This is a genomic window from Loktanella sp. F6476L (assembly GCF_023015725.1).
In the GTDB taxonomy this organism is placed as follows: Bacteria; Pseudomonadota; Alphaproteobacteria; order Rhodobacterales; family Rhodobacteraceae; genus Yoonia.
The window spans coordinates 1-1,231 of sequence record NZ_JALKAR010000034.1 but is presented as its reverse complement, the minus strand read 5'-3'; the positions used below and the strand labels follow the sequence as shown (position 1 = coordinate 1,231).

At 54.3% G+C, this 1,231-nt stretch carries 1 protein-coding gene; it reads right to left on the bottom strand.

All coding sequences use genetic code 11. The features are described from left to right. Positions 1 to 38: 38 nt before the first annotated feature. Positions 39 to 1,168, bottom strand: a protein-coding gene (locus MWU61_RS19625) for an IS3 family transposase (RefSeq protein WP_247130170.1) whose coding sequence is annotated in 2 segments (ribosomal slippage) — positions 39 to 937 and positions 937 to 1,168 — 1,131 coding nt in all. Because the reading frame shifts where the segments join, the coding sequence is not laid out codon by codon here. Between the last annotated feature and the right edge of the window lie 63 nt (positions 1,169 to 1,231).

Here is a 1,231-nt window from a genome sequence, read left to right as displayed (position 1 = left end):
TGGACCTGTCGCGCTTTCGTGCCGCCCCAAGTGCTCGTTTATGCCGCTTTCCGTTCGAAAGCGACGGGGCTTTTCCAGCCCAGTGCTGAGTGTCGGCGGCGCGGATTGTAGAAGCCATTGATATATTCGAAGATGGCCATCTCAGCCTTCCGCCGCGTCTCCCAAGGATGCCGCCAGATCAGTTCAGCCTTGATGGTTTTGAAGAACGTTTCGACCGCTGCATTGTCGTAACAATTGCCCTTGCCGCTCATAGATACCCTGAAGCCGTGTTGGCGCAGGGTCTTCTGATAATCATGGGAACAGTATTGCGATCCACGATCTGTGTGGTGGATACAGCCTTTGGGTGGTTGCCGGAACGCGACGGCCATCTTCAACGCTCGGATCGCGAGGTCACGCTTCATGCGGTTACTCACAGCCCAGCCAATGACGCGTCGGGAATGAAGATCCAAGATCACGGCCAGATATAACCAGCCCTCGCGCGTCCAGACATAGCTGATGTCACCAGCCCATTTCTGGTTTGGTTGATCCGCCGTAAAGTCACGATCTAATAGGTTTCGCGCAATATTGAACTTGTGATCGCTATCCGTCGTAACCTTGTGTTTACGGGTTCTGACGACAGATATGCCATTCTGGCGCATCAAACGGCCAACACGGCGGTGCCCGACATCTAAACCGATCTCCTTAAGTTCTTCGGTCATGCGCGGGCGGCCATAGCTGCCTAAGCTCAGACGCGACTGTTCTTTGATATGAGCCAGTGTGACCAAATCAGACCGCTGTCTGCGGCTGGCAGGTCGGCTGCGGAAGGCCCGCAACCCGCGAGTGCTGACGCCAACAACATCGCATAATCGGTTGGCCGGGAAGTTGGCTCTGTGTTCCTCGATGAACCTAAACTTCATTGCTTTAGGCCCGCAAAGAACTGGGTGGCTTTTTTTAAGATCTCCCTCTCCTCCTTGAGAAGACGGTTCTCGCGTCGAAGCCGTTCATTCTCTCTGGCGAGGTCCAAATCCTCTTTCGAAACCACATCCGTGTCTCGGTGCGCTGTGATCCATTTGTTCAGCGTCGACATGCCCACGCCAAGATCAGCAGCCACCTGCTTACGCGTTAGCCCACTGGTCAATGCAATCCGCACCGCATCTTGGCGAAATTCGTCCGTACGTTTCAGTCCCATAGTTCATCTCCTTTGTTGCAGTAAATGCTATCAAAGGAGCGGCATCAAACCGCGACAGGTCCA